This window comes from Nonomuraea sp. MG754425 (assembly GCF_021699195.1).
GTDB lineage: Bacteria > Actinomycetota > Actinomycetes > Streptosporangiales > Streptosporangiaceae > Nonomuraea.
The window spans coordinates 26,433-49,759 of the sequence record NZ_SSXE01000053.1; the positions used below are offsets into that span (position 1 = coordinate 26,433).

24 protein-coding genes are annotated in these 23,327 nt (G+C 71.4%); 5 read left to right on the plus strand and 19 right to left on the minus strand.

Annotation, left to right across the window (positions count from 1 at the left end; genetic code table 11):
* Nucleotides 1-13: 13 nt before the first annotated feature.
* The gene (locus tag FAF44_RS20030) at nt 14-1,006 is read right to left on the minus strand and encodes a TrmB family transcriptional regulator (RefSeq protein ID WP_237104732.1); all 993 of its coding nucleotides are present in this window, start codon (nt 1,004-1,006) and stop codon (nt 14-16) included.
* A gap of 113 nt (nt 1,007-1,119) precedes the next feature.
* On the opposite strand from FAF44_RS20030, the gene FAF44_RS20035 reads away from it, so the two are divergent.
* On the plus strand, nt 1,120-2,247 hold the full coding sequence (locus FAF44_RS20035) for a hypothetical protein (RefSeq protein ID WP_237104733.1): 1,128 nt from the start codon (nt 1,120-1,122) through the stop codon (nt 2,245-2,247).
* Nucleotides 2,248-2,320: 73 nt separating this feature from the next.
* Here FAF44_RS20035 and FAF44_RS20040 read toward each other — a convergent pair whose 3' ends face one another.
* The 7 genes from FAF44_RS20040 to FAF44_RS20070 form a co-directional block, all read right to left on the minus strand.
* Nucleotides 2,321-4,864 carry an ABC transporter permease gene (locus tag FAF44_RS20040; protein ID WP_237104734.1) on the minus strand — a complete coding sequence of 848 codons (2,544 nt, stop codon included), beginning with the start codon at nt 4,862-4,864 and terminating at the stop codon, nt 2,321-2,323.
* Nucleotides 4,861-5,553 carry an ABC transporter ATP-binding protein gene (locus tag FAF44_RS20045; protein WP_237104735.1) on the minus strand — a complete coding sequence of 231 codons (693 nt, stop codon included), beginning with the start codon at nt 5,551-5,553 and terminating at the stop codon, nt 4,861-4,863. The genes FAF44_RS20040 and FAF44_RS20045 overlap by 4 nt, the downstream gene beginning before the upstream one ends.
* The gene (locus FAF44_RS20050) at nt 5,550-6,059 is read right to left on the minus strand and encodes a PadR family transcriptional regulator (RefSeq protein ID WP_237104736.1); all 510 of its coding nucleotides are present in this window, start codon (nt 6,057-6,059) and stop codon (nt 5,550-5,552) included. Before FAF44_RS20050 ends, FAF44_RS20045 begins: the two co-directional genes overlap by 4 nt.
* A 68-nt stretch (nt 6,060-6,127) precedes the next feature.
* Entirely contained in the window at nt 6,128-6,379 is a 252-nt protein-coding gene (locus FAF44_RS20055) for a hypothetical protein (protein WP_237104737.1), read from the minus strand.
* A 42-nt stretch (nt 6,380-6,421) separates the two neighbouring features.
* Nucleotides 6,422-7,702, minus strand: a complete 1,281-nt coding sequence (locus tag FAF44_RS20060; RefSeq protein ID WP_237104738.1) for a TetR/AcrR family transcriptional regulator — start codon at nt 7,700-7,702, stop codon at nt 6,422-6,424.
* Between the two features lie 60 nt (nt 7,703-7,762).
* Nucleotides 7,763-8,203 carry a hypothetical protein gene (locus tag FAF44_RS20065; protein ID WP_237104739.1) on the minus strand — a complete coding sequence of 147 codons (441 nt, stop codon included), beginning with the start codon at nt 8,201-8,203 and terminating at the stop codon, nt 7,763-7,765.
* The gene (locus FAF44_RS20070; RefSeq protein WP_237104740.1) at nt 8,200-8,496 is read right to left on the minus strand and encodes a DUF4286 family protein; all 297 of its coding nucleotides are present in this window, start codon (nt 8,494-8,496) and stop codon (nt 8,200-8,202) included. Before FAF44_RS20070 ends, FAF44_RS20065 begins: the two co-directional genes overlap by 4 nt.
* Nucleotides 8,497-8,625: 129 nt before the next feature.
* Here FAF44_RS20070 and FAF44_RS20075 point away from each other — a divergent pair, with 129 nt between their 5' ends.
* Complete coding sequence (locus FAF44_RS20075) at nt 8,626-9,873, plus strand: Nramp family divalent metal transporter (RefSeq protein ID WP_237104741.1); 1,248 nt, start codon at nt 8,626-8,628, stop codon at nt 9,871-9,873.
* A 41-nt stretch (nt 9,874-9,914) separates the two neighbouring features.
* Here the strand turns inward: FAF44_RS20075 and FAF44_RS20080 are convergent, their stop codons facing one another.
* The 10 genes from FAF44_RS20080 to FAF44_RS20125 form a co-directional block, all read right to left on the minus strand.
* Entirely contained in the window at nt 9,915-11,417 is a 1,503-nt protein-coding gene (locus tag FAF44_RS20080) for a CoA-acylating methylmalonate-semialdehyde dehydrogenase (protein ID WP_237104742.1), read from the minus strand.
* A gap of 88 nt (nt 11,418-11,505) precedes the next feature.
* Complete coding sequence (locus FAF44_RS20085) at nt 11,506-13,032, minus strand: MFS transporter (protein WP_237104743.1); 1,527 nt, start codon at nt 13,030-13,032, stop codon at nt 11,506-11,508.
* A gap of 70 nt (nt 13,033-13,102) precedes the next feature.
* Nucleotides 13,103-13,318, minus strand: a complete 216-nt coding sequence (locus FAF44_RS20090) for a ferredoxin (RefSeq protein WP_237104744.1) — start codon at nt 13,316-13,318, stop codon at nt 13,103-13,105.
* Nucleotides 13,319-13,321: 3 nt separating this feature from the next.
* Nucleotides 13,322-14,650 (minus strand): NADH-ubiquinone oxidoreductase-F iron-sulfur binding region domain-containing protein, encoded by a 1,329-nt coding sequence (locus FAF44_RS20095; RefSeq protein ID WP_237104745.1) that lies wholly within the window; start codon nt 14,648-14,650, stop codon nt 13,322-13,324.
* Nucleotides 14,647-15,504: an alpha/beta fold hydrolase gene (locus FAF44_RS20100; protein ID WP_237104746.1), complete on the minus strand. Its 858-nt coding sequence runs from the start codon at nt 15,502-15,504 to the stop codon at nt 14,647-14,649. The genes FAF44_RS20095 and FAF44_RS20100 overlap by 4 nt, the downstream gene beginning before the upstream one ends.
* 23 nt (nt 15,505-15,527) lie before the next feature.
* The gene (locus FAF44_RS20105) at nt 15,528-15,926 is read right to left on the minus strand and encodes a Rieske (2Fe-2S) protein (RefSeq protein ID WP_237104747.1); all 399 of its coding nucleotides are present in this window, start codon (nt 15,924-15,926) and stop codon (nt 15,528-15,530) included.
* 22 nt (nt 15,927-15,948) lie between these two features.
* Nucleotides 15,949-17,097, minus strand: coding sequence for an amidohydrolase family protein (locus FAF44_RS20110; RefSeq protein WP_237104748.1), 1,149 nt, complete (start codon nt 17,095-17,097; stop codon nt 15,949-15,951).
* Nucleotides 17,098-17,134: 37 nt separating this feature from the next.
* Entirely contained in the window at nt 17,135-18,220 is a 1,086-nt protein-coding gene (locus FAF44_RS20115) for an amidohydrolase family protein (RefSeq protein ID WP_237104749.1), read from the minus strand.
* Between the two features lie 253 nt (nt 18,221-18,473).
* A complete protein-coding gene (locus FAF44_RS20120; protein WP_237104750.1) occupies nt 18,474-19,022 on the minus strand; it encodes a hypothetical protein in 549 nt (182 codons plus the stop codon).
* 80 nt (nt 19,023-19,102) lie between these two features.
* On the minus strand, nt 19,103-19,699 hold the full coding sequence (locus FAF44_RS20125; RefSeq protein WP_237104751.1) for a TetR family transcriptional regulator: 597 nt from the start codon (nt 19,697-19,699) through the stop codon (nt 19,103-19,105).
* Nucleotides 19,700-19,796: 97 nt separating this feature from the next.
* Here FAF44_RS20125 and FAF44_RS20130 point away from each other — a divergent pair, with 97 nt between their 5' ends.
* Nucleotides 19,797-20,624, plus strand: a complete 828-nt coding sequence (locus FAF44_RS20130) for an SDR family NAD(P)-dependent oxidoreductase (RefSeq protein ID WP_237104752.1) — start codon at nt 19,797-19,799, stop codon at nt 20,622-20,624.
* Nucleotides 20,625-20,849: 225 nt separating this feature from the next.
* Here FAF44_RS20130 and FAF44_RS20135 read toward each other — a convergent pair whose 3' ends face one another.
* Nucleotides 20,850-21,572, minus strand: coding sequence for an NIPSNAP family protein (locus FAF44_RS20135; protein ID WP_237104753.1), 723 nt, complete (start codon nt 21,570-21,572; stop codon nt 20,850-20,852).
* A 95-nt stretch (nt 21,573-21,667) separates the two neighbouring features.
* On the opposite strand from FAF44_RS20135, the gene FAF44_RS20140 reads away from it, so the two are divergent.
* On the plus strand, nt 21,668-22,666 hold the full coding sequence (locus tag FAF44_RS20140; RefSeq protein ID WP_237104754.1) for a YafY family protein: 999 nt from the start codon (nt 21,668-21,670) through the stop codon (nt 22,664-22,666).
* Between the two features lie 48 nt (nt 22,667-22,714).
* Complete coding sequence (locus tag FAF44_RS20145) at nt 22,715-23,218, plus strand: hypothetical protein (RefSeq protein ID WP_237104755.1); 504 nt, start codon at nt 22,715-22,717, stop codon at nt 23,216-23,218.
* The last annotated feature ends 109 nt before the right edge of the window (nt 23,219-23,327 follow it).

A 23,327-nucleotide genomic window follows, 5' to 3' on the forward strand; every position in this document is an offset into this window, starting at 1 on the left:
CGAGGGGGCGGGCTCAGCCCGGGTCGGACCAGCCGCGGCGGGCCGCGAGCAGGCCCGCCTGGAAGCGGGTGCGCGCTCCCAGCAACTCCATCAGCTCGCTGACCCGGCGGTGAACCGTCCGCAGGCTCACCCCGAGTTGCCGCGCCACCGCCTCATCCTTCAGCCCCGCCGCGAGCAGCGTGAACAGCTCGGGATCCGGCACGCCGGCACGCCCGTCGGACGGGGCGGCCGGTAGCGGCAGCGCCCCCCGCCACAACACCTCGAAGAGGGTGACGAGCGCGTCCAGCAGCGACGAGGAGTGGACGATGACCGCGCTGTCGGCGCTGCCGGAGTCGGCCGAGGCGGCGGTGCTCAGCGGCAGGATCGCGCTCCTGCGGTCGGCGATCGCCAGCTTCATCGGCACCTCGGGGCTGATCCTGGCCTGTTCGCCGGCGGCCACGGCCTCCTGGGCCAGGCGCAGCTTGCCGGGGATCTCCAGCGCCGAGACGTCGTAGATGCCGCGGACCAGGACGCCGCGCGACAGGCGGTCGAGCTCCTCGACGTTCTGCTCCGTCGGGTCCTGGGCGTACGGGGGCCGGTCCAGGACCAGCAGTTCCTCGGTCGCGGTCTGCTGGAGCTGGGTGAAGCGCTGCACCACGGCCGCCTGCCCCTGGACGACCTCGACGAGTTCCTCCGGCGACTGGTTCTCCGTGGGCGGCGTCTCGGCCAGCAGCGCGAGCGCCGCCAGCCGGGCCTGGGCCAGGCCCTCCTCCCTGCGCGAGATGAGGGCGGCCACCGCGACATCCGGACGGGTCGGCAGGAACCGGACGGGACGCCCCGCCATGCGGCTGACCAGCCCCAGCGCCTCCAGCCGGGAGAAGGCGCGGCGCAGGGCGACGGTGGTGCGGCCGGTGTGCGCGGCCAGCTCGGGCAGCGCGGCGCGGGGGCGGCGTAGCAGGTCTCGGTAGATTCGCTCGTCGTCGGCATCCACCCCGACGGCCGAGAGGGCGTTGTCCTCGGAATTCATGATCTCTCCGGGCGTCGTATTCCTGCAATGTCATAGATCTGCCAGGGCTTGGCCTAGCGTACGCGATCGTCTCCCCGATAGGACGTACCAGGTACGTCCTACTGGAGGTTGTTGTGAAGAAGATGATCACCCTGGGCATCGCGGCCGCGATCGCGATCCTGCCGGCCATGCCCGCCGCCGCGGCCGACGAGCCGGAGGCCGCGCTCAACGGCGTCGGACGCTGGCAGCAGCCGCATTGCGACACGGTCACGGGTGACGGGTCGGTGACGTTCACCCGTGACGAGGGCCGGACGATCGCGCCGACCAGCCAGGTGCTGCGGCCGATCGTCTACACCAGCGGCCTCGTCACGCTCGATGAGCCCGGCCGGCTGCTCGCCATGTCGAACAACGTGTTGCTGGCCTCCAAGGACGCCGGTTGCGGCTGGACGCCGGTGGGCAAGGTGAGCGGCACCTACATCACGCTCACGGCGGCCCGCGGCGGGCGGGCCTACGCCTGGGACCGTGACGGCAACCTCTCGCTCGTGACGACCGACTCCGTCACGCCGCTGACCGCACCGGCGGGCGAGGTGACCGGGTTCGCCACGGACCCGCTGCGCGGCGAGCGGCTACGGCTGGCCGACGGCGACGGGCAACTGCACGAGTCGCGCGACGGCGGACGCACCTGGCGGGCCATCGGGACGCCCGCGTTCGAGCAGAGCGAGCTGCTCATGGTCTACACGGCGGCCTTCGACCCGTACAACCTGAACCACGTGGTCATGGGCGCCGGCAGCCAGGGCGCCCGGGTCACCTACGACGGCGGGCGGACGTGGCACGCGTCCACGGGGCTGGCCGAGCCCGGCACCCGGGTCAACGTGTTCAGCGCGACGATCTCCCCGGCCGCGCCGAACGTCGTCTACGCGATGGGCCTGAACATGGCCGAGAACGACGCGCACGCGCCGTCCGACGGCCGTCACATCTACCGTTCGCTCGACGGGGGCCGTCACTTCACCCCGGTCGTCGACCAGAGCAGCGAGGTCACCATCCCCAACGGCCCGCTGCTGGCCGCCCACCCCAAGGACCCGGGGGTGCTGTACTTCGTGTGGGGCACGGCGTGGTCCGGTCTCGGCACGAACATCTACCGCTATGACGCGCGCCGCGGCCGGGTCACCACGAACCACAACGCCTACGACCGGGTCACCTCGGTCTCGTTCAGCCCGGTGAACCCGAAGGTGATGTACCTCGGGGTGGCCGAGGAATCGTAGCGGGCCGGGGTGGGCGAAGGTGCTCGATGAGACCGGCGGACGCGCCCAGCGATTCCGGGCGCGTCCGCCGGTCTCATCTTCCCGTCCGAACGGAAGCCGTCCTGCGCCCCGGCCGGGGGCACAGGAGCCGGCGGGAGAGCGGCGATCCGGTCCGGGTGATCAGCGCCGCCGCGGTCGCCAGCACGGGCAACCCCACCACCACGGCGATGACGAAGGGCCACGGTATGGCGACGGTGGCGGGGTCGCCGGCGGCGTGCGTGGTCATCGGCCGGCTCAGCGCCACGCCCGTCACCGTCCCGGCGACCAGCCCCACCAGCGCGCCGAGCCCGGAGATGTAGAGGGCCTGGCCGGCCACGACGAGCCGCATCGTGCCCGGCGGCGCGCCGATGGCCGCCATCGTGGCCCGCTCGGGCCACATGTCGGCCGCCGCCAGGCGGGTGGCGGCCAAGGTGCCGCCGACGACGAGGACGAGGGCGCCGCCGAGCCAGCCCCACAGGCCGGGGTCGCCGATGTTGCGGTAACCCTCCTCGCCGGCGATCGTGACGCGGCGCGTCACCTCGGCCAGGTCGCGCGGCAGCGCCGACCCCGCGGGCAGTCGGTGCATGGCGTAGAGCTGGCGTTCGGCCGTGCTGAATCCGGACTGTTCGACGAGGGCGCGCGGCAGCACGGCCCCGCCCTGGTGTTCGTCGGCGGGGACGGCCAGGACCGCCGGCACGACGAGTTCGCGCGCGGGGGCGGAGGTGGAGCTCGCGCGCAGCGTCAGCTTGCCGTCCCGCACCGCGGCCGGGTCGAAGACGACGGCCTTGCCGCTCGCCAGCGCCGCGGCTGCCCGCGGGTCGTGGCGTCCTTGCAGGAGGGTGAGCAGGGCCTGATCCCCGATGGCCGCCGAACGGCGGGTCCGCGTCCCGTTCCAGCGCACCGTGTACCGCAGCGCGTAGCGGTGGCCGTCGGCGCCCCTTACCTCGTAACCGGGGGCCAGCGGCACGCCCGGCAGGTGGCGGGCCGTTTCGGCGCGCAGCCGCTTCCAGGCCGCATCGGTCATGGCGCCGCCCCAGATCGCCAGCGTGCCGGTCGGGCGGGCCGAGGTGTAGTCGTTGCGCCGGTCCATGTGTTCGCTGTAGGCGCCGATGCCCATCGCCACGGCCGTCGCCGTGACCGCCATGACGGCCGCGACGGCGCTCGCCGTGCGGGTCCGGTTGCGGACGGCGTCGCGCACGGACACCCGCAAGGGCAGGATCAACCGGCCGGCCGGCCGTCCCGTGAGGCGGATCAGCCAGGGCGTCAGCACCACCAGCCCGATCATGATCAGCACCGCGGCGGCCCACACCCACACCGTGCCCGGCTGGCGGCGCGCCACCACGATCGCCACCAGCCCGGCCAGTACGAGCACGGCTCCGGCGAGCGGCCGGTACGGCCCGTCGCCGGCCGCGGGCGCACGGCCGGCCAGCACGGTCGCGGTGTCCTGCCGGGATGCCTGCACGGCGGGCACCAGCGCCGCCGCGATACCGGCGACCAGGCCCAGCGCGGCGACGCCCAGCACCGGTGGCCACGGGACATCGAGCGGGCCGGCCTGCCCTCCCCACCGCGCCGCGAAGGGGGCGCCCAGCGCTCCGGCCGCGATGCCCAGCACCATCGCCACGAGGGTGGCCGCGCCGCCGAGGACCAGCCCGTCGGCCAGCACGATCGTCCGCAGGTGCGCGGCCGAGCCGCCCTGCGCCGCGATCTCGGCCAGTTCCCGGCGTCGTCTCCTGAGCCCGACCGCGAAGGCGGGCCCGGCCAGCAGCACGGTCTCCAGCACCACCATGATCACCATCGTGCCGAGCCCGACCGTCTGCTGCACATCCAGGGGAGGGAGCCGCGACAGGGTGTCCGGCCAGGCCGGGAGCGCGGTGCGGGACAGGACGTACAGGCCGGCCCGGTTCAGCGCGGGCACCTCGCTCCAGGGCACGGGCTTCGCGGTGTCGGCGAGCCAGCCGGGGCCGTACAGGACCGTCCCGGCGCGGTCGGCCGACGGTGGCGGCAGGTCGGGGCCCACGACCTGCCGCAGTGAGGGCTGGTGCGGATGTTCGACCACGCCCACCACCATCAGCGGCGGCGAGCCGGACGGCCGGAGCAACTCGCCGGGCCGCAGGCCCAGCGCGGGGGTCACCACGATCTCGCCCGCGGCGGGGAACCTGCCCTCGCGCAACGTCAGCATCCCCGTGGTCAGGGGGTCACGCAGGTCGGTCTCCAGCGTCTCGACCCGGTCGCCGCCCAGGTGGAGCACGCCGGCGCTGAAGGAGAGCAGGCGGGTGCCCGGTCCGAGCAGGGCCGCCACCTCGGCGGCGCCGAGCGGGGGAGTGGCCGCCGCGTCGCCGACGCCGGTGCTCCAGATCGCCCCGTTCGGCTGCTGGCGGAGCGCCATGTTCTCGCGTATCTGGACGAGGCGGACGTCGGACGTGCCCAGCTCGGCCGCCAGCCCCTCCTGCGGGGTGACGTTCATGGTCTCGACGAGGGTGAAGAGCCCCGTGATCACCAGGACGGGCAGGCCGATCATCACCATGACCAGCGCGCTTCGTCCCCGGGAGCGCCACGCGTTGCGGCGGGCCAGGCGCAGCGCGACCGGCAGGACGCTCATCGGGCGCTCACCAGCGACGAGTCGGTGGTGTCGGTGATCATCCCGTCGCGCAGGAACACCACCCGGTCGGCCCAGGCGGCGTAGCGCGGCTCGTGGGTGACCAGCAGCACCGCCGCGCCCGCGTCGCAGCGGGTGCGTAACAACTGCAGGATCTCGTCGCCGGTGCGGGTGTCGAGCGCGCCGGTCGGCTCGTCGGCCAGCAGCAGGCGCCGCGTGCCCACCAGGGCGCGGGCGATCGCGATCCGCTGGCGCTGGCCGCCCGACAACTCCTCGGGGAAGCGGTCGGCCAGGTCTGTCACGCCGATCTCGGCCAGCACGGCCATCGCCTCCTTGCGGGCCGCGCGCGGGCGCACGCCGTCGAGTTCGCGGGGCAGCATCACGTTCTCCGCGGCCGTCAGCGAGGTGATCAGGTTGAGGTCCTGGAAGACGTAGCCGACCTCGCGGCGGCGCAGGGCCGCGAGGTCGCGCACGGTGGCCAGGTCGCGCTCGCCGAGGTGCACCGTTCCCGAGGTGGGCCGGTCGAGCCCGCCGGCGACGTTGAGCAGGGTCGACTTGCCGGACCCGGACGGCCCCATGACCGCGACCAGTTCGCCCGCGCCGACCTCGAGGCTCACCCCTTTCAGCGCGTGTACGGCCGTCGCCCCCTCACCGTGGACCCTGGCCACCTCGGCCAGCCGTACGACTGTCATCTTTCCTCCTTGAGAACGGCCTCGCAGTGCTCCAGCCACCGTTGCTCGGCCTCGGCCTGGAAGATCATGGAATCGAGGACGAGCCGTTGCGCCGCGCCTTCCGGAGCGGCTCGCTTGGCCTTGGTGAGCTGCTGGAGGGTGCGCATGGTCGCCGTCCGCTGCTGGTGGATGACCGCGGTGACGTCCACCTTCCGGGCGGCGACGGCCATGGCCAGCTTGATGACCAGCTCGTCTCGTGGCCGGTCGGACTGGACGACGGGGGTGGCGAACCACAGCTCCATCTCCTCGCGGCCGGCCGGGGTGATCGTGTAGGTGACGCGGTTCTGCTCGTCCGACTCGCCCGGGGCGACCAGGCCGTCGCGCTCCAGGCGGGACAGCGTCGTGTACACCTGGCCGATGTTGAGCGGCCAGGTCCCTCCGGTCGACGCCTCGAACTCGATCTTCAACTGGTAGCCGTGCCGGGGGCCACCGCTGAGGAGGGCGAGCAGGCTATGTCTGACGGACATGGTTACCTAGTATGCATACGCAGTATGCAGTTATCAACCACGGGCCACCGATGGGTGCCTTGCCGCGATCAGGCTCGGCCGAGCGGGACGGTGAGCCCTTCGTCGGCCGTCGGCGACGGCGGCGGCCACCAGGAACTCGACGGGTCGGTGGTGTTCACGTGCGGCCCGGCATGCAGGAGCCGGATGTCGCGGACGCGGTCACCCTCGCGGTACTCGACGGTGCCTCCGGCGCACAGGCCCTGCAGTGCGGCGGTGAACCTCTCGAGTGCGGCCGTCGTGACCGGCGGCCTACGTGCTCGACGCGGACGAACGACCCGCAAAGGGCCGACCGCCCGAGGCCGTGAACGCGGACGCCCCCGCGCTCACAGGGACAAGATGGTCATCCGCTCCGCCGGAGCGGCGGCGCCGTCGAGCAGGCACTGCCTGAGAAAGGCGTGGCGCTGGGCCACCGCCGGGGGAGCGCAGTCGGTGAGCGGCACCCACAACATGGCGCGGACGGCCACGGCGAGCATCGCGGGATCCTGGAGACGGACGAACTCTCCGGCCGGGATCCCGTCGCGGATCACCTTCTCCAGCAGCCGGAGCCGGGCGGCGTTGTCCTCGGGCGGTGCGTCGGCGGGGTATTTGAGCTCGCGCCACCAGTCTCCGACGATGATGAAGTCGGGCCGGAACGACGCCGAGGCCGAGGCCATCAGCCAGAAGAGGGCGTCGAGACGCTCGACCGCCGAGCCGGACGCTCCGACGACGGCCTCGTAGGCGGCCAGCAGCCGCGGGGAGAAGTTCCGCACGATGGCGTCGAGGAGGTCCTGCTTGGAGGTGAAGTGGCGGTAGATGCTGCTGGGACGCGTGCCCAGCGCCGCCGCGATGTCGCGCATCGTGGTGGCGTCGTAGCCGCGGCGGGCGAACTCGTCGCGCGCGGTGGCGAGGATCAGGTCGCGGCGGCCTCCCGCGGACGCCTCCGGCAGCCCGGACCAGGTGGCGACGTGCTCCTGGGCGATCCGCATCGGGACGGAGGCGTCCAGGTCGGCGGGCGCGCTGCTCTCGGCGGCCAGTCCGTGCAGGACCAGCGTGGTCAGCGCGTGGATGTAGCCGGCTGGGGGCTCGGTGCCGCCCAGCAGCGCCAGATCGATGACGGCTTCCGACAGCACGTTCTGGACCATCGGCAGGTCGGTTCCGGCGCGGATGACGCCCTGTTCCCGCGCGGCACGAAGCAACTCCGACCAGCGGCTCTCGATGGCGGGCAGCTTGCGCCGCACCAGGGAGCTCATCGCCTCGGTCGCGGTGGACGGCGCGTCGTACCTGCACATCTGGGCCGCGGCCCGGTGCCGCTCGACGACCCCGCCGACCTGCGCCGCGAACGCCACGATGGCGCTGAGCGGATCGCTCACGCCCGAGCGCGAACGGTGCGCCGTGGCCTCGATCTCGGCGTGGAACGCGGAGATCAACTCGACCGCCAGCGCCTCCTTGGACGGGAAGTGGTGGTACAGGCTTCCCGCCAGAATGCCGGCGGCGTGGGCGATGTCACGCAGAGACGTGCTGGTGTAACCCGCATAAGAGAAAACGTCTGCGGCGATGCGGAGCAGTTCGCTACGCCGACTGTCTTCGGCCGAGGCGATGACGTCCCCGGGGTTGGTCGCTGGCACCTTTCCAGTATGCCCGCCCGCCGGATGACGCTTTACCCGCTGCCTGGCGCAGTGAGCGGGTCACGCGTAGCGGATGCGGATCTCGCAATTGAGGGCCGCCTCCAGGGCCGTGTGCAGCCGGCTCTCGGGAACGCGCCGGCGCTCGGCCGACGGGATCGTGAAGACCGCGACTTCGGCTCCGTCCTCCTGGAGCCGTTCGACGTCCGCCTGAACGCCGAACGCCTCGATCACGCCGAGGGCGTCCTCGTCGGTTCCGCGACTGGCGAAGGTGACGACGCCGACCGCCGGCGTGGTTCCGAACGCCGTCTCGCAGGCGGTGACGAGGCGCTGCCTGGCACGCTCCCGGCTCTCGCCGTCCAGGGTCAGCGTCAGCACCCGTTCCTCCGGGTGCCGGCGCAGGACGAGCCCTCGCGCCGCCAGCCGTGCGACGCCCGCGGCGATGCGATCGGCGGTCAGGGACCGGTTCGGATCGACGTCGACCCGTGCGACCGCCTTTCTCATGACTGATCGACGGGTTCCCAGAAGTAGGTGCGCGTCCCGGCCAGGTCCAGCGCCGGCGACACCTCCGTTGAAAGGCCGCCCAATTGGGAGACGACCGCCTCCACGGAGTCGTGCAATTCATAGAGGGCGACATAACGGTGTTCCGCGTCGGCGACCCGGTACCGCGTCGCGCTGCCGATTCCGGGAAGGCTCAGCAGGTCTTTGATATGGACCTGGTCGTACCAGGTGTTGTATTCGTCTTCCCGTTCCGGTGACGCCGGATTGCTGAACACAGCCATGATGGCCTTGGCCATTCCCAGTCCTTTCGCGATCGGGCGCACATTCGCGCTTCCGGAGATGTGACCAAATATTTGTTCACACTGTATGCTGGAGCCTCTCCTCCCGCAAGGGTCCATCCCCCAGCCCTGTTCAAGGACGGCCCCGTGAAGCCAGATCCCGACCCGCCCGACTCCATACCCCTCCCGCCCACCACCGGTGTGCGGCAACGGCTGGTGGCCTTGATCGGCCCGGCCTTCGTCGCGGCGGTGGCCTATGTCGACCCGGGAAATTTCGCCACCAACGTCGAGAGCGGCGCCCGCTTCGGCTTTCTGCTGCTGTGGGTGGTGGTGGCGGCCAATCTGGTGGCCATGCTCCTGCAGTACCTTTCGGCCAAGGCCGGGGCGGCCACCGGCCGCAGCCTGCCGGAGTTGTGCCGCGAGCACTACCCGCGGCCCGTGGTCTGGGGTCTGTGGCTGCAGGCGGAAATCGTGGTCATCATGACGGATCTGGCCGAGTTGATCGGCGGGGCGGTGGCCCTGAACCTCCTCTTCGGCCTGCCGATGTTGCCCGGTGGACTGGTGATCGCGGCGGCCTCGTTCGCGATCCTGTCCCTGCGTAAAGCCGGGAACCGGCGATTCGAGGCGGCGATCGCCGCCATGCTCGTCGTGGTGGCGGTCGCGTTCGTCCACCAGACGCTGGTCGCCGACGTCCCCACGGGCGCGGTGCTCACGGGGCTCGTGCCACGTTTCGACGGCGCGGCCAGCCTCCTGCTCGCGGCCGGAGTGATCGGGGCGACCGTCATGCCGCATGCCATCTACCTGCACTCCGCCCTGACCAGGGAGCACTTCTCCCCGGGCCGCCGCCCCGATCACGCCGACGCTCCGCGCGCCCAGCGCATGGACATCGTCCTGGCCATGGGGGTGGCCGGACTGATCAACGTCGCGATGCTGGTGGGCGCCGCGAGCACGCTGCACGGCTCGGGCGCCGAGCCGACCCTCTCCGGCGCGCACCAGCAGTTCGCCGTCGGAGCGGGCCCGCTCACCGCGCTGCTCTTCGCCGTCGCGCTGCTCGCCTCGGGGGTGGCCTCCTCCAGCGTCGGCGTGTACGCCGGCCAGGTCGTCATGGAGGGCTTCCTGCGTCGGCGGATTCCCCTGTGCCTACGCAGGCTGCTGGTCGTGGTGCCCGCCCTGGCGATCCTGGCGCTGGGCATGGAACCGACTCTGGCGCTGCTGCTGAGCCAGGTCGTCCTGTCGTTCGGCATCCCGTTCGCGCTGGTGCCGCTGATCCTGCTGACCCGGCGCCGGGACGTCATGGGGGCCTGGGTGAACCGCAGGGTCACCACCGCGCTGGCGGGCTGGGCCGGAGTGGTCGTCATCGCGCTGAACGGCGTCCTGGTCTGCGCGCTCCTGTGAGCGGGGCCGGGGTGCGGGCTGTCCGCCCGCACCCCGGGCACTCAGTCGTTGCGGGGAAAGCCCAGGTTGAGCCCGCCGTGGCGGGGATCGAGCCAGCGGGAGGTGACGACCTTGCCGCGGGTGAAGAAGTGCACGCCCTCGGTGCCGTGGGCGTGGGTGTCGCCGAAGAGGCTGTTCTTCCAGCCCCCGAAGGAGTAGTAGGCGACCGGTACCGGGATGGGCACGTTGATTCCCACCATCCCGACCTCCACCTCGTGCTGGAAACGCCGGGCGGCGCCGCCGTCGTTGGTGAAGATCGCGGTTCCGTTGCCGTACGGGTTGGCGTTGATGAGCGAGATCCCGTCCTCGTACGACTTCACCCTCGTCACGCAGAGCACCGGGCCGAAGATCTCGTCGCGGTACACGGACATCTCCGGTGTCACGTGGTCGAAGAGGGTCGGCCCGAGCCAGAAGCCGTCCGGGTCACCGTCGAAGTCGCCCTCGCGGCCGTCCACGACCAGGGTCGCGCCCTCGGCGACGCCGGCCGCGACGTACCCGGCCACCCGGTCACGATGCTCGCGGGTGACCAGCGGGCCCATGTCGCAGCCGCGGGTGCCGTCGCCGGTACGCAGCTTGCCGATCCGCTCGTTGATCTTCTCGATGAGCTCGTCGGCGACGGGATCGACGGCGACCAGCGCGGAGATCGCCATGCACCGCTCGCCGGCCGAGCCGAAACCGGCGTTGACGGCGGCGTCGGCGGCGAGGTCGAGGTCGGCGTCGGGCAGGACGAGCAGGTGGTTCTTGGCGCCGCCGAGGGCCTGGACCCGTTTGCCGTGTGCCGTCGCCGTCCCGTAGACGTACCGGGCGACGGGAGTGGAGCCGACGAAGGACACGGCCTTGACGTCCGGGTGGGTGAGCAGCGTGTCCACGGCCTCCTTGTCGCCGTGCACGACGTTGAGCGCCCCGTCGGGCAGTCCCGCCTCGCTCCACAGCCGGGCCATGGCGAGGGTGGCGGACGGGTCCTTCTCGCTGGGTTTGAGGATCACCGTGTTCCCGCACGCCAGCGCGACCGGCACGAACCACAGCGGGACCATGACGGGGAAGTTGAACGGCGAGATCACGGCGACGACCCCGACCGGCTGCCGGATCGAGTACACGTCGACCCGGGTCGAGACGTTCTCGCTGAAGCCGCCTTTCAGCAACTGGGGGATGCCGCAGGCGAACTCCGCGACCTCCAGCCCGCGCGTCACCTCGCCGAGCGCGTCGTCGAAGACCTTGCCGTGCTCGGCGGTGATCAGCGCGGCGATCTCGTGCCTGCGCGCGCTGAGCAGTTCCCGGAACGCGAAGAGCACCTGCGCGCGCCGGGCCAGGGACATCGTGCCCCAGTGCCGCCCGGCCGCCGTCGCGGTGGTGACGGCCTCGCCGACCAGGCCGGCGGAGGCGAGGTCGACGCGACCGGTGAGTGCCCCGGTCGCGGGGTTGCGGACCGCACCGGTGCGTTCGGCGTCGCCGTCCCAGTCACGGCCTGCGATGTAGTGGGTGATACGGGCGGGTTCGATGCTCACGTGCTCTCGATCCTTCTGTCAGAGGGGTTTCGCGCGGCAAGCTCCAGACGGCCGTGCGGCCGTCTGGAGCGGGCGGAGGTTCCGGGAGCTAGTCGCTCGCCGGCTCGGGGACGTGTTTGGCGGCGACGGCCGTCTGCTCGCCCGGGTCGACCTGCACCACGGACTGCAGCGCCTTGCCCCGCGGCCGTGCCAGCGCGGCGAGCGCCACCGACAGCACGAGCATCCCGGTGATCAGGTAGATCGGGATCTGGTAGCTGCCGGTCTGCTGGACGATCTGTCCCGTGATGTACGGGCCGAGGCCGCCGAGGACGCTGACGATGATCTGGCCGACGCCGAACGCCTTGGAGAAGTTCAGGGCGCCGAAGTAGCGGCTGATCGCGACCGGGATCGTGGGGACCAGCAGGCCGTAACCCGCGCCGAAGAACAGCGAGTAGAGGTAGAGCGGCGCGGTGGAGGTCGTGGTGATGAAGATGACCGAGCCGATCGTCATGCTGAGCGTCGAGGCCAGCAGCACGTAGTAGGGGCTGATCCGGTCGTTGAGCCGGGAGAACACGATCCCCGACACGGCGGCGAAGCCGGCGGCCGCCCCCACCGCGGTCGAGGCTTCGAGGGCGGTGATGCCCACGGTTTCGAGATACAGGACCTGGTAGGCGGCGTAGACGCCGAGCGCCCAGGCCTCGATGCCGAAGATGATGAAGATCATCCAGAAGGCCGGTGTGCGGAGGATCTGGTTGACCCGCTGCTGCGCCGTGCCGATGACGTCCTCGTCGCCGTGTTCCGGGATCACCCGGCCGGGCACTCCGTCCACCCACTGGCCCACGTCCCGCGGCCGGTTGCGCAGGAGCATCGAGGGGATGGCGAGCACGAAGATCATGCCGCCCAGCACGAACAGCGCCTGCCGCCAGCCCAGATCCCGGACCAGCACGGCCATCAGGGGCGCGAACACGAGCCCGCCGATCCCGGCCCCCGAATTGACCAGGCCCATGACGACCGCACGCCGGCTGATGAACCAGTTCTGGACGACCGTGGCCGCCGGTATGTGCCCCATGAGCCCGTCGGCCACGGTCAGCGCGACTCCGAACACCAGGACGAACTGGAAGGCGTTCTGGGTGGTGCCGGTCAGGGCCGTGAAACCGGCGGTGAACGCACCGCCGGCCATCACGACCGGGCGGACGCCGTACCGGTGCACGAGCCAGCCGGTGAGGGGTCCGACGATGATGCCGAGCAGGCCGCGGATCAGCAGGGCGATCGACGTCACACCGATGCCCCACGTGACGTCCGCGAGCATGCCGTGGAACAGGGGGCCGGCGATGAAGTAGACGGCTCCGACCGCGGTGCCGTACTGCAGCCAGGCGATGGCGCCCTGCTGGTAGCCACGGAACGTGATCAGGTCTCGGGGGTGGAATTTGGGTGTCTGAACTACGAGGGGCATGACGAACCTCTTGTCCGCGGGGGTGAACGGGCAGCGCTGCCCGGGCAGCGCTGAACACTGCCGGTGGACACCGGCGATGAGCGCCGCCGATGAGTGCTGCTGATGAACGCGGCCGATGAGCGCCGCTGACGACGCGGCGCGCTGGAAGCGGCGGCCGGCCGTGGTGGTGGTGTTCGCGAGCACATCGTCATCCGCCCGCCCCCGCAGGCAGCGCCGTCGAGCGTCCGGCCCGGGCAGACGATGTGGTCCCGGTCTAGCCGGCTGCGCCGGGTCTTCCCGGGTGTTCCTGGATCGCGTGCACCGGGCAGTCCAGCAGGGCACGCCGTACCTTGCTCTCGTCGGCCGGTGCGACGGTGCCGTCACCCTTCAGCGAGGCGTACCCCCAGTCGTCGAGGGAGAAGGCCCCGGGGGCGAGCTCGGCACATCGGGAGAAGCCGTCGCACAGGGTCCGGTCGAGTTTGATTCTCATGGGTCAGTTCCTCAGCAACTCGGCCTGGGCGCCGGGCACGTCCACGGCGAACGGGGCGCTCTGTCCCACCCGCTCGCCGGCCCGGCACAGCGGGCACGATCCCTCGATGTGGATGGCCGGCGCGTCGGGGAACTCACGCAGCAGCGACGCGGCGAGCGCGGCCGCGCCGTCGAGCGTGGCGCACGCGCCCCGGCCCTTGAGGGTCACCGACCAGCGGCGCAACCGGTCCAGGTCCGCCACCGCCGCCGTCTGCGCGGCCAAGGCCGACAACACCGCGCTCATCGCGGCGGTGCCGTTGAAGCACGAGCCGCACTGACCGGCGTTGCCGCGGTCGAAGTACGCCATGACCTCGGCCGCGACCCGGACCGGGCAGTCGCGGGCGTCCAGGACCGTCACCGCGCCGCACCCGAGGCCGCTGCCCTCGGCGGCCATCGTGTCGTAGTCGAGCGCCAGATCCTGGCCGCGCGCGTTGAGCAGGCCGCCGAAGTAGCCGCCCATGAGAAACCCGGCCGGCGCGCCCGCCGTCCCGCCGAAGGACTCGATCGCGGTTCGCATCATGGTCCCGAGCGGGAGTTCGTACAGGCCGGGCCGTTCCACCCGGCCGCCGAGCGTCATCAGGAACGTTCCCGGCGAGCGTTCCGTGCCGGCCTCGCGGTAGGCCCGAACGCCCATGCCGGTGATGAGCGGCAGGTTGGCGAGCGTCTCGACGTTCGACACCAGCGTGGGCCGGCCGGCCACGCCCGACTCGAAGGGGCGTGGCGGCTTGTCCGCCGGTTTGGCGGGGCCGCCGTTGATGAAGCGGACGGCCGCGGTCTCCTCGCCGGCCACGTAACCCGGCTCGACCAGGATGACGCGCACCTCGACCGGCGGGTCGGGCAGCTCCGCGACGGCGTCGAGCATGCTGCGCCCGGCCACGGGGTCGGAGAGGTACACGTAGGCCAGGTCGGCGCCGGTGGCGGCGGCCGCGTGCCGGACGCCGTCGAGCACGAGGTGGGGACGGTGCCGCAGGAGCCACCGGTCCTTCACCGACGTCGGCTCGCCCTCCTCGCCGTTGGCGATGACGACCGGGCGGCCCGCGCCGGCGCGTACCGCGCGCATCTTGCGTGCGGCCGGGAACGCGGCGCCGCCCCTGCCGCGCAACCCTGAGGTCTCGATCAGGCCGATCAGCTCCGCGCCGGCGGGCAGCTCGCGATGGCCGCCCGCGGCGCGGTAGTCGCCGAGCGATTCGGCCCGGTCGCCCACCCGTGCCAGGCGGGCCGGCCCGCCGGGGAGCACGCCCACCCGAAGGCGCCCGCCCGGTCGTGCGGGAGTCATGGCGTCTTCGCGTGTCATGCGGCGAATTCGAGGATCATCGGCGCCGCCTCGACCCAGTGGTCGAGACACGTCCCCTTGCCCTGCCGCTCGAGCTCGGTCGACCGCTCCCACGCGTCCTCGGCCCACGGAGGTTCGGCGTACCGCGACCCCTGGATCAGGTTGTGCAGGTCGAAGGAGGTGCGCAGCGGGTGATCCTGGTCGCCCTCGCCCGACCTGATGACCACGGTGGGCACGGAGATCTGCTGGACCAGCCAGTCGTCCACCCCGGGAATCGTCTGACCGGCCTTGGGCACCCAGGCGTTCAGCCACCGCGACATCGCGGTGCGGAAGCCGTCCGTGCCCAGGTCGAGGAAGCGCTGCTTGTTACGGGGGTTGGCCTCGATGAGCCCGGCCCATTCGGGCATCTCCATCACGGCCTGGATGCCGCCCAGCCGCGCCGCGCCCATGCTCGGCAGCACGTAGTAGGCGGCCATGTTCATGGTGCTGAAGACGCCGCCGACCGGCTGCCAGACGATGAGCTTGGTCACCAGCTCCGGGTGCAGCGCGGCGGTCAGCACCGAGTCCCGCGCTCCGCCGGAGCCGCCGGCGATCACGAGCGGGCCGATGCCGAGCGCCTTCACCAGCGCGCCGAGCGTCTCGGCCCGCATGTGGGACTCCGACGGGCCGGTGAACCGCACGTCCGACAGGCCGCAGTTGGGCCGATCCCAGACCAGGACGCGCAGTCCGCCGTCGGCCAGGGCGTCGGCCAGTCGCCGCGCACCCGCGTGGTCCTTGGTGAAGCGGCCTCCCGGCGTCAGCACGATCGGCTGCCCGTCCTCCGGGCCCAGCAGTTCGTACTCGACCAGGCCGCCGTTGATCTCGATGGCAGGCATTGTCCGTCCTTCCTTGCTCGTACTCAGGCCGTCACGATCACTTCGTCGTTCTCGACGCGCACCGGGTAGGTGCGGATCGTCCACTCAGGCTTGACGGCCGTGGTCCCGCTGGCCAGTTCGAAGCCCCACTGGTGCCAGGGGCAGTAGATGTACTGGCCGTCCTCGACCAGGGACGCGCCACCCGGGGCCCGCTCGTCGGTGACCGAGCGCCCGCCGAGGCGCCCGGAGCACAGCGGACCGCCTTCGTGGGGGCAGTAGTTCGCGATGGCGTAGTAGGTGCCGTCTACGTTGTAGACGCCCACGCCGTGCCGTCCGATCGGCACCAGCTTGTGATCGCCCGGCTCGATCTCGCCGACCTTGGCCACGACGTGCTCGCGGCCGGCGGCGAGCCTGGGCCGCGGCGGCTGTGATTCGACCGTCACGTGGATCCTCCTGTTCAGGCGCTCAGAAGACCCGCCGCTGTCCTTCGATCGGTGGCACGGATTCGGGGAGCTTGTACAGCTCGATCCCGTTCTTGAACATGATCGCGTCGCGCATGTCCTCGGGAATGTGCTTGAGCACCCAGGTCGGGTCGTCGTACGTCCAGTGGGGGTAGTCCGAGGAGAACAGCAGCAGCTTGTCGGCGCGCATCAGCTCCAGCGAGCGGGTGAGCTCGAGCTTGTCCTCGGGGTAGTCCAGCGGCTGGGTGGAGAAGAAGATGTGGTCGTAGACGTACTCCGACGGCTTGCGCTTCACGTGCGGCACGTCGCCCCCGCGGGCGGCGTAGATGGCGTCCATGCGCCACATCAGCGGCAGGATCCAGTTGAAGGCGTGCTCGACCAGCACGATCCGCAGCGTCGGGAACCGTTCGAAGACCCCGTCGAAGATCAGGCTCATCACCTGGTTCGCGGCGAGCAGCGAGTAGGTGACCATGAAGTCGTGGTTGTAGCTGGGCCAGCCCACCGGCGGGCGGGGGTGGTTGTCGAAGGCTCCGCGGCCGAGGTGGCAGGCGACGGTGATGTCGTGCCTGGTCGCCGCGGCCCACACCGGGTCGTATTTGGGGTGTCCCCACGAGGGCCTGGGCTCGGCGTGGAGCAGGATCTGTCCCATGTACGGGTGTCCTGCCCAGCGCTCGATCTCGCGGGCCGAGCCCTCGGGGTCCTCGATCGCCACGCAGATCGAGCCGCGCCAGCGCCCGTGCCAGTTCCCCTGACCGCTCAGCCACTGCGCGTCGAGCCAGTTGTTGGTGGCGATGGCCCGCGCCGTGGCGATCTCCGGCCTGATGTCCTCGGGGGAGCCGGGTTCGAGGATGGCGATGTCGCAGCCGGCCTCCATGATGACGTGCTGGAAGGCCATCTCCGGGTCGCTGCCGGGGAAGCCGCCGTCGGCGGGGAAGGCGTCCATCCGCATGGCCTTCGCCTCGTCGTAGTCCGGGGCGTCGTAGGTGATCGTCTCCCCGAACCGCTGCCTCATGAAGTACCTGCTGCGGTAGGGCTCAGGGATGTGGTCGAGGAACTGACCGTTCTTGGGCACCGGGTGGACGTCGTTGTCGACCACCCGGACCGGCACGAGCGCGGGCGCCGGCACCCGCTCATGAATCTGCGTCACTGTCATCGGCTCGACCTCTCGATCCTTCTGTGTGGGTTGCAGGTCACGCGACCGGGGCCGCGACGTCGATTCCGTAGAGCTGAGCGGCGTTGCGCCACAGCACCTTCTCCCGCTGCCGCGCCGTCAGACCGCCGGGCAGCGTGTCCGCTCCGCCCATGTGCCAGTGCGGGTAGCTGGAGCCGTACATGACCATGTCCTCCTTGCCGGTCATGGCCAGCCATTCGGCGGCGATCCCGGGGTCCGGGGGACCGTCGATGCTGTTGTGCACGAAGGAGACGTGACCGGGCAGGTAGTCGCTCGGGATGCGCGGCGCCCACGGCGTCTGCTCCAGGTGCGGCCGGCCGAAGGTGTCCATCCGCCAGATGAAGGGGGTCACCAGGTCGGCGCCGCCGTCGGCCCAGACCACCTTGAGCCCGTCGTACTTCTCGAAGACGCCCTCGGCGATCATGTTCATCAGGTGGTACAGGTAGTTCAGCGCCATGAAGCCGAAGTACTGCGGATAGGTGCGCGCGTGGCCGGAGGGCGTCGGCGCCATGTCCACGCCGGAACCGACCTCGACGTGCACCGCCACGGGCATCCCGGTCTCGCAGGCCGCCTTCCAGATCGGCTCGTAGCGCGGATGGCCGTACAGGTCGCGGGTCTGCAGCGGCACGCCGAGCTGGACCATGCGCGGGTGGTCGTGCCAGCGCTCGATCTCCTTGAGCGCCCCGTCGACGTCCTCGACGTTGACGCGGACGGTGCCGCGGTAGCGCTCGGCGTAGGTGCCCGAGTCGAGCCACCGCTCGGCGAGCATCTGGTTGTGCGCCGCGTACACCGCGCTGTTCAGATGCCGGTCCGGCAGGTTTCCCCGGGTCATCGGGTGCAGCACGGCGATGTCCACGCCGCGCTCCTCGAACAGCTCCTCGCCGACCAGATCCGGGTCGGAGCCCGGGTGCTCGCCGTCGCGGGTGCCCGCCAGCGGCGAGTACTCCCCGTCCGGCGCGCCGTAGTACTGCATCTCGTAGTCCGGGATCCCACGGCTTCGGAACGGTTCCCGAAGGTGGTCCCGGAAGTCGGCGTTCGACCGGAAGAACACGTGCACGCTCGAGTCGATGACCGGCGTCGAGACGTCTTCGGCTGGATCACTCACTTGATCTGTTTCCTCCTCGCTGTGCGCTCTGCCGGCCGCCTCTCGCGAGCGGCTCACCGGCATTCGGGCATGCCGGATTCCCAGGGTGGTTGGGGTTCTGGGATGAGTGACGGCGTCGCCAAGAGTGCGACCTAACATCTGTTCGCAGAGTACTGTTGGCCTGGTGGGGACACAAGAGCCCACGGAGAACAAACCAGAATGCTGTTCCGGCGCACGGACCCGCCACGGGGCTTGGACGGGCGCGGTCAGCCGCTCAGTGGCTGACGGTCACCTTGAGCAGGGCGATCGCGGCGGCCACCGCCGCCAACCCGATACCGGCGAGCAGCGTGCGCGGCGAGACGCGGCTGGAGCGCAGCCGTTCCACGATGAGGCCGATGGCGGCCAGGCGAAGGAGCAGATAGACGTCGGAGGCGGCGATCGCGGCCACGCCCGGCAGCCAGCCCGCCCAGGCGGCCGCCATGAGCAGGGCGGGCACGGTGGCGGTGGTGGCGATCGGGCCCGCATCGCGCAGCTCGTGCCGGATCGCGCCGAGGGTCAGCGGCTTCTCCTCGCGGACGTTGTGGCCGATGAGCTCGGCGAACACGTGCGCGAGCAACGTCGAGACGGCTACGCCGGCCAGCACCTGCAAGGCATGTCCGTGCGCCGCGTCCGCTTCCGTCATCGGCACCAGCGCGGCGAACAGGATGATGTTGCCGTACACGTACGCGGAGATCCGGGCGGCGGCCTGTTCCCTGGTCAGCGCCCTGTCGGCGCGGTAGCGGATGATCCGCTCGCGCCTGCTCCGGCTGTCTCGAGTGCTCACCGGCCACACCCTAGCCATGCCGGTCGGACCGGTGGAAACCCGGGTGAACGCGTGGGTGCTCGCCCCCTCGTACCGGGCCGTCAGGCCGGGCCGGGCCCGTCGCCCTGATCCGCGGTTCCGGACATGGGCCGGCCCAGCAGGCCCGTGGCGACGGTCGCGATGTGCGGGGCCAGGTCGGCGACGCTCGCCTGCGTCAGGGCGGGGGTGGCCACGACCGAGCGCAGGATGCCGATGCCGACCATCCAGGCGCTGAGCAGTTCGGCCCGCAACTCGGCGTCCTCGCCCGCGGCCAGGTCGCGCAGGGCGTTGACGTAGGTGTCGCAGACCTCCGTGCGGATGCGCAGGCGGGCGTCCTCGTGGGCCGAGGAGCGCAGCATGGCGACCAGGGGGTGCTCGCCGCCGTACTCCGTCCAGTCGTGGTCGACGACCGTGCGCACCATGCGGGCGACCAGTTCCTCTTCGGGGCCCTGGAACAGGCCGGCGGGGGCGTCGGTGGCGGCGGCCTGCTCGAAGAGCTGCTTCTTGGAGCCGAAGTAGCGGAAGATGAGGGTGGCGTCGACGCCGGAGTCCCTGGCGATGTCGCGGACGCTGGTGGCGTCGTAGCCCTCGCGGGCGAAGCGCAGTCTGGCGGCCTCGAGCAGGCGCGCCCGGGTGGCCTCTCTGTCCCTCTTGTGCATCGCGAGCTCCCCTGCGTGGTCATCGATCGTTGACATTCTATGCCGAGGTTGTGCTACGTTCCGTTAAGTCAGCGTTCGATGACTACAGAGGTGACATATGCGGACGTACGTTGTGGCAGGCGGGACCAACGGCATGGGCCGGGGGCTCGCCCTGCATTTCCTGCGCCGGGGCGACCACGTGACGGTCGTGGGCAGCGATCCGGGCAGGGGGAAACTCTTCCTCGACGAGGCCGCCGGGCTCGGCGCGACGCAGCGGGCCGCGTTCCTGCGCGCCGACCTGACGTCGGCGGCGGAGAACGCCCGCGTGGTCAAGGAGATCCAGGCGCGCCACGACGCGCTGGACGGCCTGATCTGCACCGCGCTGCGCCCCTTCTCGCAGCGGGTGGAGACCCCCGACGGCTACGAGGCCACCTTCGCCCTCTACTACGTCAGCCGCTTCCTGCTCGCCTACGGCCTGACCGGCCTGCTGGAACGCGGCGAGAACCCGATGATCGTCAACATCTGCGGCGTCGGCGTCACCAAGGGCGTCATCCACTGGGACGACCTGTCGCTCAAGAACGGCTACGGCAGCATCAAGGCCATGCTGCAGGGCGGGCGCGCCACCGACCTGCTCGGCGTCGCCTACGCCCGCAACCACCCCGACGCCCGCACCCGCTACCTGCTGCACCACCCCGGCTTCACCAACAGCGGCACCGACAGCCTCAAGCAGCCCACCAAGGCCGTCATCAAGCTGCTGGCCAGGTTCGCCGCCCAGCCGGTCGAGAAGTCCATCGCGCCGATCATCGAACTGATGGACGACCCGCCGGGCGGGGGCGGCCTGCTGGCCTACGACCGCCGCCGCCGGCTCGACGCGTCACTTCCCTCGCTCGACCCGGCCGCCGCCCAGCGCCTGTACGACCTGACCAGCCACCTGCTGCGCTCCTAGCCGCACCAGGCGGTCCGCGCCGCCGGCCGGCAAGTGATCGTCAACCGTTCGGCAACCACGGCTGCCTACCTTGCGGGCATGCCCAACATCGGTTTACCCGAGCTCATCCTCACGTTCCTCATCCCCCTGGCGGCGCTCTGGGTCGTCATCTACACCGCTGTCCGGACGGCGATCCGCCACAGCAAGTGACACGCAGCGCGGCGGTCCCCCTGCCCGCACGCGGCCTCAGCACAGGAGCGAGCGGCCGGTGGGGGACAGCCGCAGCATCCGGGGGGCGGCGCACTGCTCGCGCTCGATGCCCGGCAGGATCTCGTCCCGCATGAGGGGATGGGCCCGCAACCGGGCGAGGTGCCGCCGGTAGGCGTCCTCGTCGGGGTGGGAGGTGACGAGCGCGGCGACGTTCTCCCCGGTGCGGACCGGCAGCCGGGGGAACGTGTTCGGCGCCGTCTCGGTGGTGAGGACGGCCAGCGGCGCGGGGCCGATCGTGCGGAGCACGGGGAGCAGGCCGTCCCGGATCAGCGCGACGCCGTCGGGCCGGCCGGGCGGGAAGGACCACACGGTGGCGGCCACGAACCGCCCCGGTGCCGGAGCGCCGGCCCGCGGCCGCTCGGACGGGTGCACGACGGGGGCGCCCGCGTCCGAGAGCGGGCGCAGGAGGAGCACGTCGTCGGAGTCGATCATGGTGGCGTTGGCCCGGGGGCCGTGCTCGGCCCAGACGGGGCCGCCGTAGAAGGACGTCAGCGCGTGCTGCCGTGCCGTCATGTCCCGGAACCCGCGCAGCCAGACGAAACGATCCGCGTCGTCGAGGTCGCGGAACTGGCCGAGCACCACCATCCCGGCCGCTTCCTGGGATTCGACGAACTCGCGGTCGAACAGCTCGATGAGCTCGTCGCGCCGGCCGGGCCGCAGCGTGTACTGGCGCAGCTCGATCACTGCGGGAAGGGGCATGGCAGGCTCCTGCTCGGTTCTCTTCTGCGGACGAGAGCCGACGCTAAGGGGAGCGTGTGCCAGGGGCTGTCAGGGTTTGCGGGCAGAATGTGCCCATGACTGCCGGTCGACTGCTGTCGGTGCTGCTGTTGCTGCAATCCCGTGGCCGCGTGTCCGCGCGGGCGCTCGCCGGCGAGCTGGGCGTCTCCGTACGGACCGCCTACCGTGACCTGGCACGGCTGCAGGCCGCCGGGGTGCCGCTCTACGCCGAGCCGGGGCCCGGCGGCGGTTACCGGCTGGTCGGCGGCTACCGCACCCGCCTGACCGGGATGAGCGAGGGCGAGGCTCGGGCGCTGTTCTTCGCCGGGCTGCCCGGACCCGCCGCCGACCTGGGGCTCTCGGCGGAGGTGACGGCGGCCCGGCTGAAGCTGCTGGCCTCGCTGCCGGCGGGGCTGCGCGAGGAGGCGACGCGGACCGCGGCGGTCTTCCACCTGGACGCTCCCGGCTGGTACCGGGAAGCCGAACCGGCGCCGTACCTGCCGCTGTTCGTGGACGCGGTGCTCACCCGGCATGCGGTGGACGTGCGTTACCGTCGCTGGCGCGCGCCGCAGGAGGTGCGCCGCCGTCTTCGTCCCCACGGCCTGGTGCTCAAGGCCGGCGTCTGGTATCTCGTGGCCGCCTCGGAGCACCGGATCGCGACCTACCGGGTGGCCCAGGTCCTCGACGCGGCGCTGAGCGACGAGCGGTTCGACCGGCCTGCCGGCTTCGACCTGGCCGCGTACTGGACCGCCTACCTCGACGACTTCCGGGCCCGCCGCCACACCGGCACGGCCACCATCCGCCTGTCCCCGCGAGGCCGCCGGCGCCTGGCCGACAACGTCCCGGCCGAGGTGGTCCGGGCGGTCGAGTGCACGGCGGCCGCCGTCGGCGACGACGGCTGGGTCGAGGCCGTCATCCCGACCGAGAGCACCGAGCACGCCTGCGGCGAACTGCTGCGGCTCGGCGTCGATGTCGAGGTCGTCGCCCCGCCCGAGCTGCGCCGGGCCATGGCCGCCACGGTGGAGACGCTCGCCGGGGTGTACGGATCCGCCGGCGTGGGACCACCGGTGCGGTGAAGCGAACCGAAAGCGAACTTATAACGCTTCTGTCTATCTTCAAGCCCCATGACAACGAACCTTCACCGATTCGGCCACCTGGCGCGCGGTGCCGTCGCCGCGGCGGCGGCGGTCGCGATCGGACTCGCCACCGTTCCGCCGGCCTCGGCCGCAGCCCGTCCCGCCGCGGCGACGGGCAGTGGCGCTGTCAAGTGGAAGTGCGCCTTCGGCGGCGACTACAACATCGAGAAGAAACTGTCCAACAAGATCACCCCACGGTCGAAGAAGACCGGCAAGGGGACGGTGGACCTGCGGGCCGGGTGGTACAAAGGCAAGCAGTACGGCTGGGCGAGAGTGCGCAGCCCCAAGAGCACCAAGCAGTTCACCATGATCGAGGTGGACACCAACGGCGACGGGAAGCCCGACGACGAGTGGGGCACGATCGTCAGGGTGGAGAAGTTCACCTGCGCCAATCCGGCCTCCTCGAACTCCAAGCTCGCCTTCCGTGCGTGCATCACCGCCAAGAGCGAGGCCAGGTGCACGTCTTCCACCTACCGGACCTCCTGGTGGTAGACCTGGCGGGCTAGTACTACATAGCTAGATCTGCATGTGTTGGAGGCGCAGGCGCTGCCGGAAGTGGTGCCTGCGCGCTGTGGCCTGATGTCGGCGGCGGAGGGCTGAC

Coding starts and splice junctions, on each gene's coding strand:
- FAF44_RS20030 (WP_237104732.1), bottom strand. CDS start 1,006: ATGAATTCCGAGGACAACGCCCTCTCGGCCGTCGGGGTGGATGCCGAC.
- FAF44_RS20040 (WP_237104734.1), bottom strand. CDS start 4,864: ATGAGCGTCCTGCCGGTCGCGCTGCGCCTGGCCCGCCGCAACGCGTGG.
- FAF44_RS20045 (WP_237104735.1), bottom strand. CDS start 5,553: ATGACAGTCGTACGGCTGGCCGAGGTGGCCAGGGTCCACGGTGAGGGG.
- FAF44_RS20050 (WP_237104736.1), bottom strand. CDS start 6,059: ATGTCCGTCAGACATAGCCTGCTCGCCCTCCTCAGCGGTGGCCCCCGG.
- FAF44_RS20065 (WP_237104739.1), bottom strand. CDS start 8,203: ATGAGAAAGGCGGTCGCACGGGTCGACGTCGATCCGAACCGGTCCCTG.
- FAF44_RS20070 (WP_237104740.1), bottom strand. CDS start 8,496: ATGGCCAAGGCCATCATGGCTGTGTTCAGCAATCCGGCGTCACCGGAA.
- FAF44_RS20090 (WP_237104744.1), bottom strand. CDS start 13,318: ATGAGAATCAAACTCGACCGGACCCTGTGCGACGGCTTCTCCCGATGT.
- FAF44_RS20095 (WP_237104745.1), bottom strand. CDS start 14,650: ATGACACGCGAAGACGCCATGACTCCCGCACGACCGGGCGGGCGCCTT.
- FAF44_RS20100 (WP_237104746.1), bottom strand. CDS start 15,504: ATGCCTGCCATCGAGATCAACGGCGGCCTGGTCGAGTACGAACTGCTG.
- FAF44_RS20110 (WP_237104748.1), bottom strand. CDS start 17,097: ATGACAGTGACGCAGATTCATGAGCGGGTGCCGGCGCCCGCGCTCGTG.
- FAF44_RS20125 (WP_237104751.1), bottom strand. CDS start 19,699: ATGCACAAGAGGGACAGAGAGGCCACCCGGGCGCGCCTGCTCGAGGCC.
- FAF44_RS20130 (WP_237104752.1), top strand. CDS start 19,797: ATGCGGACGTACGTTGTGGCAGGCGGGACCAACGGCATGGGCCGGGGG.
- FAF44_RS20135 (WP_237104753.1), bottom strand. CDS start 21,572: ATGCCCCTTCCCGCAGTGATCGAGCTGCGCCAGTACACGCTGCGGCCC.
- FAF44_RS20140 (WP_237104754.1), top strand. CDS start 21,668: ATGACTGCCGGTCGACTGCTGTCGGTGCTGCTGTTGCTGCAATCCCGT.
- FAF44_RS20145 (WP_237104755.1), top strand. CDS start 22,715: ATGACAACGAACCTTCACCGATTCGGCCACCTGGCGCGCGGTGCCGTC.